Here is an 8,084-nt window from a genome sequence, read left to right on the forward strand (position 1 = left end):
GCGCGCCTTCGGCCCCTTCGCGCTCGACGTGCTCTATGCCCGCGCCAAGGCCAAGATGTGGGCCAAGACCGAGCGGCTGAAGGCACTGCCGGGCATCCGCATTTCCGATTTCGGTACCCGTCGCCGCCACTCCTTCCTGTGGCAGCGCTGGTGCGTCGAGGCGCTCAAGGAAGGCATCGGCGAGGCCTTCACCGGCACCTCCAACGTGCTGCTCGCGATGGACAACGACCTGGAAGCGCTCGGCACCAACGCGCATGAACTGCCGATGGTGTTTGCCGCCCTTGCCAATTCTGAAGGCGAGCTCAAGCAGTCGCCCTACAAGGTGCTGCAGGACTGGCAGCGCTATTATGGCGGCAATTTGCTGATCGTGCTGCCCGACACCTTCGGCACGGCTGCCTTCCTGCGCGATGCGCCGGACTGGATCGCCGACTGGACCGGGTTCCGTCCCGACAGCGCGCCGCCGATCGAGGGTGGCGAGAAGATCCTGTCCTGGTGGCGCGAGAAGGGCAAGGACCCCAGGCAGAAGCTGTTGATCTTCTCCGACGGGCTCGAGGTCGAGACGATCGAGGAGACCTACCGCCACTTCCGCGGCAAGGTGCGCATGTCCTTCGGCTGGGGCACCAACCTCACCAACGATTTCGAGGGCTGCGCGCCGACCGAGACCAACCGGCTCGACGCCATATCGCTGGTCTGCAAGGTCAGCGAGGCCAGTGGCCGACCTGCGGTCAAGCTCTCCGACAATCCCGCCAAGGCCACCGGGGATGAGAAGGAGATCAAGCGGTATCTGAGGATATTCGGCGAGAAGGACCGGGTGAGGCAACTGGTCAAGGTGTGAGGGTGGCGGGTGCTTCCCGTACCGCCATGCGAGACGGCAGAGTTGGATAGGCCGAGTTCCTTCGCGCCCCCCGTAGGGCGCCAACCTTCGCGATTGGCTCTCGCAGCCGCCTTCACACCGTTCCTCCCCACTTCCGCCTTCGCCCACGCCTCCGACCGTGGCCATGTCCTTCTCCTCCCCACCGGCTACTATGTCGCCGGCGGCGCGCTTGCCGTTGCCGCCAGCTTTCTCGTCCTGGCGCTGCTGCCGCCCGATGCCCTCGACCGCTTCTGGCGCCGCCGCCTGCCGCTCTTTGCCTTTGGCGACGGCACGCGCGCGATCGTCAGCCTGATATCTTTTGCCGGCTTCGCAATCCTCCTTGCCGCCGGCCTGTTCGGCAGCCGCGATCCATTGTCCAACCCGCTGCCGCTCGTCATATGGACGCTGCTCTGGGTCGGCCTGGCCCTGCTGCATGGGCTCCTCGGCGACCTCTGGTCGTGGCTCGACCCCTGGTACGGGCCGTGGCGCGTCGTCAGCCGCCTGATTGGCCGCGACGGCGAAGAAGAGCGCCTGCCCGCATGGCTCGGCAGCTGGCCGGCCGTCGCGCTGTTCTTCGCCTTCGCCTGGTTCGAGCTGATCGACCCGGCGCCCGACGACCCGGCCCGGCTGGCATACGCCGCCGGCCTCTACTGGCTGCTGAGCTTCGTGCTGATGCTTGTCTTCGGCCATCGCGACTGGAGCCGGCGCGGCGAGTTCCTGAGCGTGTTCTTCAGCATGGTCGCGCGCTTTGCTGTTGTGGAGCGCGACGGCAAGCGCAGGCTCAGTCTCTGCTGGCCAGGCGCGAAGCTGCTCTCCGCCGAGTCGCTGCCGACAAGCGGCATGGCCTTCCTGCTGCTGGCGCTGTCGTCGGTCTCCTTCGACGGACTGTCGAAAACCTTCTTCTGGCTCGGCCTGTTCGGCGTCAATCCGCTGGAGTTTCCCGGTCGCACCGCGCTGATCGGCATCGGCAGCTCTGGCCTTGTCTTGACCTTCGTCCTGCTGGCAGCGGTGTTCGTGCTTGCCGTCCATATCGGCCAGCGCCTTGCCGGCAGCGGCCATTCGCTGCGCCAAGCTGCCGGCCTGCTGGTCTGGTCGATCGTGCCGATCGCGCTCGCCTACCATTTCGCCCACTACCTGACGGCGCTGCTGGTCGACGGCCAGTATGCGCTGGCTGCTATGTCCGATCCGTTCGCGCTCGGCTGGAATCTGTTCGGTACCGCCGGCATGGAGGTCGAGGCCGGCGTGATCGCCGGCGCCGACTCGGCCTGGTGGCTCTGGAATCTCGAGGCCGGCGTCATCGTCCTTGGCCATGTGCTGGCCGTCCTTGTCGCCCATGGCCTGGCCTGGCGGCTGCATCCGGTCGCGGCGCGCGCGGCGCTCAGCCAGCTACCGCTTACCGTGCTGATGATTGCCTACACGGTCTTTGGCCTTTGGCTGCTTGCCACGCCGACCGCCGGGTAAAAAAGGCGGCCTCCGTGCCGACCGGGAAGTTCGCTTGCCAGGTCGAGGCTTTGGTGATTTAGTTTGTACACATGCAATTTTTGCCTCGTTACAGCCATTGGTCAAAACTCAAAAAACAGGGGAACTGCCGTGTCTGACAAGAATGGGTTTTTCGATCTTTCCAAGACCACTCTTTCGCGCCGCACTGCGCTGAAGGGCCTCGCCGCCGGCGCCGGCCTCGCCGTCGCGCCGGGCTTCGTCCGCTACAGCCAGGCGCAGAGCTCGGCGCCGATCAAGATCGGCTTCCAGTCGCACCGCACTGGCATCGGCGCCGCCTATGGCCGCTGGTACGAGAAGACGAGCGCCGCCGCGGTCAAGGCGATCAACGATGCCGGCGGCATCAATGGCCGCCAGGTCGAGCTGGTCATCGAGGATGACGGCACCGATCCCGCCCGCGGCGCCGAAGTGGTCGGCAAGTTCGCCACCCAGCACAAGACCGACATCGTCTTCGGCACCCTGTTCTCGCATGTCGTGATCGGTTCGGCGCCGGCCGCCGGCGAAAACAAGATCCCCTATTTCGTCGTCAGCGAAGGCCACCACGTCGCCTCGACCAAGCTCAACCGCTATGTCTTCCAGCCCGGCATCACCGATGTGAAGAGCCAGATCCAGTCGATGGCGCCGTGGATCGCCGCCAATGCCGGCAAGAAGGTGACGCAGATCTTCCCCGACTTCGCCTTCGGCTACGACCATCGCGACTATCTGCCGCCGGCGCTGAAGGCACAGGGCGCCGACGTCATCGCCCAGATCGCCATTCCGCCGACGGAGTCGTCATTCACCAAGTACTTCCCGCAGATTCCGGCCGAGACCGAGGTGATCTACCATGTCATGGTCGGCCCGGCCGTGCTCACCTTCGTCAAGGAGCTCGGCGAGTTCTACGGCTCGTCGCGGCCACAACTGTTCGGCTTCATGGATTCGCTCGAGGCCACCGACATCAACAGCCCCGGCCTCGAATTCCTCGACGGTAGCCATTTCTGGGAAGGTTCGCCGCGCTATGCGCAAGCCGACGATTCCGCCGCCCAGAAGGCCTATCGCGCCGCTGTCGGCATCGACGACAATGGCGCCGCCGTCGGCGATCCCAAGGACGTCTCTACCGCCTCGCACATGTTCGGCTGCTGGGAAACGCTCTATGTCGTCAAGAAGGCGATGGAGGATGCCGGCTACAAAGGGCCTGAGGATCGCGCCAAGCTGGTCGAGGCGACCGAGGCGCTGAAGGAATTCGCCGAAGGGCCGGAGCATCCGCAGGGGCCAAAGACCTTCAATGGCAAGATCCACCAGTGCTTCGGCATCCAGAACATCTCCAAGGTCGAGAGTGGCAAGCTCAAGGTCGTCCACAAGACCAAGATCGAGGACGGCCTCTACGAGCCGGAAGGGGATTACACGACGCAGGCGCTGTGAACTTAGCTCCAGCAGCGTGAGCGCCAAGCCACCCCCCTCTGTCCTGCCGGCCATCTTCCCCTCAAGCGGGGAGATCGGATTTCACGGCGGGTTTCGCCAATTACCAACGATGGTAGAAAAGCGCCGTCGCAGGTCCTGCCAATCTCCCCGCTTGAGGGGGAGATGCCCGGCAGGGCAGAGGGGGGTGCCTGGCGCATCCGCTGGCAAATAAACAATGCACTTCGGACCCCATCTCCTCCTCGCCGCCCTCGAAGGCCTCGTCACCTCCGCCGTGCTGGCGTTGACAGCGCTTGGCCTGTCGCTGGTGTTCGGCGTGATGCGCGTCGTCAACGTCGCCCATGGCGAGTTCTTCATGCTCGGCGCGGTGCTGGCCTGGGCGATCTCGACTGCGATCTCGGGCCATCCGGCACTCGGCTTCGTCGCCGCGCTGGCAATTGCACCGCTCATCGTCGGCGCGGTTGCGTTGCTCGCGGAGCGGCTGGTGCTGCGCCGGCTCAATTACAATCCGGAAGCCACCATCGTCGCCACCATCGGCATGCTCTACATCATCCAGCAATTGGCGCTGAGCTTCTACGGCCCCGAGGCGCGCCCGGTCGAGCCACCCTTCAGCTACCGCATCCTGCTGCCTTGGTTCGGCTACTCCGGCTACAAGCTGTCGGTGGTCGCGGCCTCCGCGCTGCTGCTCGTCGCGACCTGGCTGGTGCTGACACGGACCAAGGTTGGGCTCTTGATGCGCGCCACCCAGTATGACAGCGAGACCGCGCAGGCCTTCGGCATTCCGGTCGACCGGGTCTATGGCGGCGTCTTCGCGTTCGGCGCCATGCTGGCGGCAATAGCCGCGGTGCTGATCGTGCCGATCAGCCAGGCGCATTATCTGATGGGGCAGGATCCGCTGCTGCTCTCCTTCATCGTCGTCATCATCGGCGGCCTCGGCTCGCTGCGCGGCACCCTCGTCGCCGCCGTGCTGATCGGCCTGTCGGATGGCATCATCTCGATGTTCTTCTCGCCGACGCTGGCCAAGATCATCGCCACGCTTGTCGTTGCCATGGTGCTGGTGTTCCGGCCGCAAGGCCTGTTCGGGACGGCGTCGCGATGACGGAAGCTTCGCCGGCAAGGGCCTATGCGCTGCATCTCGGCGTCATCGCCCTGCTCTTCGCGCTGAGCTTCGCCCTGCCGGACTATCACCACGGCCTCATTGCCCGCATCATGGTGCTGGCGGTCTTCGCCATGGGCTACAATCTGCTGTTCGGCTATGTCGGCCTGCTCAGCCTCGGCCATGCCATGTTCTTCGCCGCCGGCCTCTACGGCGCGGGCTTAAGCGTCTATCATCTCGGCTGGAGCGTGCCGGCCGCCTTCCTCGCCGGCATCGCCTGCGGCGCGCTGCTGGCCCTGGCGATCGGCGTGCTGGCGCTGCGCACTTCGGGTGTGGCGTTCATGATCGTCACCATGATGTTCGCGCAGGTGTTTTCGCTGCTCATCCTCTATTTCGCCGTCTGGACCGGCGGCGACCAGGGCCTGGTCGTGCAGCAAGCGGCGCGGGTGCTGACCCTCGGCGGCACGACGCTCGACCTCACCAACCCGACCGTGCGCTACATGAGCGCGCTGGCCCTGTTCTCCATCGTCCTGCTGGCGACGCTTGCCGTCATCCGCTCCCGCTATGGCCGCGTGCTGGTCGCCGTCCGCGAGAACGAGGAACGGACGAAAATGCTCGGCTACGACACCTTCTCCAACAAGCTCGCCGCCGTCGTCGTCTCCGGCACCATCTGCGCGGCCTCGGGCGCCGCCTATGCGCTTCTGTTCGGCTATGTCGGCTCCAGCTTCGCCTCGGTGCAGTATTCCATCCTGCCGCTGCTCTGGGTGCTGCTCGGCGGCGCCGCCACCGCGCTTGGCCCCCTCATCGGCACGCTGTTCATGTACTATGTCACCGACATCACCAGCGGCTTCACCTCGGCCTATCTGCTGATCGTCGGCGTCGCGCTCATCCTGCTGGTGCTGTTCTTCCCGAAGGGGATCATGGGCAGCATCCGCCAGCGCTGGCTCGGGTGGCTGCCATGATGCCGCTTCTGACAACCAAGGGCCTGTCCCGCAATTTCGGTGGCCTGCGCGCCGTCGACAATGTCGACTTCGCGCTGATGCCGGGCGAGATCCGCGCCGTCATCGGTCCCAACGGCGCCGGCAAGACTACCTTCGTCAGCCTGGTCAGCGGCCGCATCCCTCCTTCATCCGGGATGATCGTCTTTGATGGCGCCGATATCACCAGCCTGCCGGCCCACAGACGGGTTCGCCTCGGCGTCGCCTACACCTTCCAGATTACCAGCGTCTTCGCCAATCTCTCCGCCTACGACAATGTCGCTTTGCCGGTGCAGCGTACGCTGACCGACGGACGTTCCAAGGGCGCGGTCAGGGCCGGCGTGATGGCCGCGCTCGAGCGCACCGGCCTTGCCGGTCGCGCCCATATGCCGGCGGGCCAGCTATCCTATGGCCACCAGCGGCTGCTCGAAGTGGCGATGGGTCTGGCGCTGAAGCCGCGCCTCTTGATCCTCGACGAACCGACGCAAGGGTTGGCCGACAGCGAGATCGACAATTTCATCGAGCTCGTGCGCGAGATCGCCAAAAGCGCCACCGTGCTCCTGATCGAGCACAACATGCCGGTCGTCATGCAGCTCGCCGACCGCATCACCGTCTTCAACGCCGGTCGTATCCTCGCCGAAGGCACGCCGGAACAGGTGCGCGGGAATCGCCAGGTGCAGGACGCCTATCTCGGGGCCGGCCATGACTGAGGCAGGCTCCAAGGCGCTGGCCATCTCCGGGCTCGACTGCTTCTACGGCGAGGTCCAGGTCCTCTACGGGCTCGACCTTGTTCTCAACAAGGGCGAGGTGCTTTGCCTGTTCGGCCGCAACGGCGCCGGCAAGACGACCACGCTGAAGGCGATCATGGGCCTGGTTCCGGCGGCGGCCGGCTCGATCAGACTCGACGGCACGGAGCTCACCGGCCTGGCGGCGCACGACGTGCCGAAGGCCGGCGTCGCCTATGTGCCGCAGGGCAGGCGATTGTTCGCCGAGATGACGGTGACGGAAAACATCGAAATCGGCCTGATGACGCGCGGCAAGGGCAAGGCCGTGCGGGAAAATGTCCTCGACCTTTTTCCATTGCTGCGCCAGCGTCTCAGGCAGCGCTCCGGCACGCTGTCCGGCGGCGAGCAGCAGATGCTGGCCATGGCGCGTGCGCTCTGCCTCGAACCGCAGGTGCTGCTGCTTGACGAGCCGACCGAAGGTCTGATGCCGTCGATGATCGCCAAGATCCGCGAGACGGTGGCCAAGCTGCGCGAGCGCGGCGTCTCCACCATTCTTGTCGAGCAGCGCGTCGATGCGGTTCTGTCGGTCGCCGACCGCGTCTGCTTTATCGAGAACGGCCGCAACCGCGAGACGGTTGATGTCGAGCAATTGCGCGCGGATCCGTCGGCGGTCAGGCGGTATGTCGGCGTCGGTTGAAGCCTCTAATCGTCCAGCGCACCGATCGCTTTCGCGCGCACAAATGCCAGGCCGGCAATAGCGAGATCGCCGACCGCCATGCCGCGGAACGCGAACGCCGTTCGCTCACTCGCGCTTTGACGACCCGGCACGTCGCCGCTGACCAAACCGGTCAAGTCGCCGGCGACGAGTTCGGGTCTCACCATGGGTTTGCTCATCTGCGCCTCTTGCACCAAATCGTCTATGACGATGCGATCGAAGATGGCCATGGTTTCGGGTAGCCAAGGCAGGGCCAGGTCGGTCATCGTCGCGAAGACTCCTGCCTTCAGCCATCGGGCATCCAAAAATGGAACGGGCTCGGGTATCAACGTGACTGTCGTCACCACGATGTCGGCGGGTTCGACCGCCGCCTTGGCAGTATCGCTCGGGACTGCTCTGAGACCACGTGTTTCAGCGATCCGGCAGAGTGCTTCACGACTGCCTTTGCTCCGGGCAAAGGCTCGAATCTCCTGCAACGGAAAAGGTCGGCCAGAACTTCGAGATGACCGCGCGCCTGAACCCCGCATCCGATGAACGCGACGCATGCCGGGTCGGCCCGCGCCAGACGCCGGGCCGCCACGGCGCTTAGACCAGCCGTGCGCTTCGCGGTCACCCAATTGCCGTCGACCACAGCTAGCGGCAGTCCGGTCTCAGCGTCGAGAAGGGTGATCAGCGAGTTAAGCGTTGCAAGTCCCCGCTCGGAATTACGGGGATTGACCACCAGCGACTTGGTCGCCAGTACCCGAGGTTCGGTAGCTACTCCGAGAGTCGCCATGATGTAGCGGTCGTCGCCTGGCAGCACCACCGCCTTGGGCGCACACCATAC

At 65.2% G+C, this 8,084-nt stretch carries 7 protein-coding genes and 2 pseudogenes; 7 read left to right on the forward strand and 2 right to left on the reverse strand.

From position 1 onward, the window contains the following. The 7 genes and pseudogenes from EN781_RS14295 to EN781_RS14330 form a co-directional block, all read left to right on the forward strand. Positions 1-835 (forward strand): annotated as a pseudogene (locus tag EN781_RS14295) (nicotinate phosphoribosyltransferase); the annotation flags it as partial. 93 nt (positions 836-928) lie between these two features. Continuing rightward, positions 929-2,314, forward strand: a complete 1,386-nt coding sequence (locus EN781_RS14300; protein WP_126057018.1) for a hypothetical protein — start codon at positions 929-931, stop codon at positions 2,312-2,314. A 129-nt stretch (positions 2,315-2,443) separates the two neighbouring features. After that, positions 2,444-3,748, forward strand: a complete 1,305-nt coding sequence (locus EN781_RS14305; protein ID WP_126057017.1) for an ABC transporter substrate-binding protein — start codon at positions 2,444-2,446, stop codon at positions 3,746-3,748. A 214-nt stretch (positions 3,749-3,962) separates the two neighbouring features. Beyond that, on the forward strand, positions 3,963-4,844 hold the full coding sequence (locus EN781_RS14315; RefSeq protein WP_127400079.1) for a branched-chain amino acid ABC transporter permease: 882 nt from the start codon (positions 3,963-3,965) through the stop codon (positions 4,842-4,844). Next, positions 4,841-5,803 carry a branched-chain amino acid ABC transporter permease gene (locus EN781_RS14320; protein ID WP_126057015.1) on the forward strand — a complete coding sequence of 321 codons (963 nt, stop codon included), beginning with the start codon at positions 4,841-4,843 and terminating at the stop codon, positions 5,801-5,803. The genes EN781_RS14315 and EN781_RS14320 overlap by 4 nt, the downstream gene beginning before the upstream one ends. After that, positions 5,800-6,528, forward strand: coding sequence for an ABC transporter ATP-binding protein (locus EN781_RS14325; protein ID WP_126057014.1), 729 nt, complete (start codon positions 5,800-5,802; stop codon positions 6,526-6,528). The genes EN781_RS14320 and EN781_RS14325 overlap by 4 nt, the downstream gene beginning before the upstream one ends. Then, positions 6,521-7,240 (forward strand): ABC transporter ATP-binding protein, encoded by a 720-nt coding sequence (locus EN781_RS14330; protein WP_126057013.1) that lies wholly within the window; start codon positions 6,521-6,523, stop codon positions 7,238-7,240. The genes EN781_RS14325 and EN781_RS14330 overlap by 8 nt, the downstream gene beginning before the upstream one ends. 5 nt (positions 7,241-7,245) lie before the next feature. Here EN781_RS14330 and EN781_RS35970 read toward each other — a convergent pair whose 3' ends face one another. Together EN781_RS35970 and EN781_RS35295 are read right to left on the reverse strand one after the other, a co-directional pair. Beyond that, the gene (locus tag EN781_RS35970) at positions 7,246-7,803 is read right to left on the reverse strand and encodes a hypothetical protein (protein WP_348631381.1); all 558 of its coding nucleotides are present in this window, start codon (positions 7,801-7,803) and stop codon (positions 7,246-7,248) included. Next, positions 7,794-8,033 (reverse strand): annotated as a pseudogene (locus tag EN781_RS35295) (ornithine cyclodeaminase family protein); the annotation flags it as partial. The pseudogene EN781_RS35295 and the gene EN781_RS35970, both read right to left, overlap by 10 nt. Between the last annotated feature and the right edge of the window lie 51 nt (positions 8,034-8,084).

The sequence above is a fragment of the Mesorhizobium sp. M4A.F.Ca.ET.090.04.2.1 genome, from assembly GCF_003999085.1.
GTDB lineage: Bacteria > Pseudomonadota > Alphaproteobacteria > Rhizobiales > Rhizobiaceae > Mesorhizobium.

Coding starts and splice junctions, on each gene's coding strand:
- EN781_RS14315 (WP_127400079.1), top strand. CDS start 3,963: ATGCACTTCGGACCCCATCTCCTCCTCGCCGCCCTCGAAGGCCTCGTC.
- EN781_RS14320 (WP_126057015.1), top strand. CDS start 4,841: ATGACGGAAGCTTCGCCGGCAAGGGCCTATGCGCTGCATCTCGGCGTC.
- EN781_RS14325 (WP_126057014.1), top strand. CDS start 5,800: ATGATGCCGCTTCTGACAACCAAGGGCCTGTCCCGCAATTTCGGTGGC.
- EN781_RS14330 (WP_126057013.1), top strand. CDS start 6,521: ATGACTGAGGCAGGCTCCAAGGCGCTGGCCATCTCCGGGCTCGACTGC.
- EN781_RS35970 (WP_348631381.1), bottom strand. CDS start 7,803: ATGCGTCGCGTTCATCGGATGCGGGGTTCAGGCGCGCGGTCATCTCGA.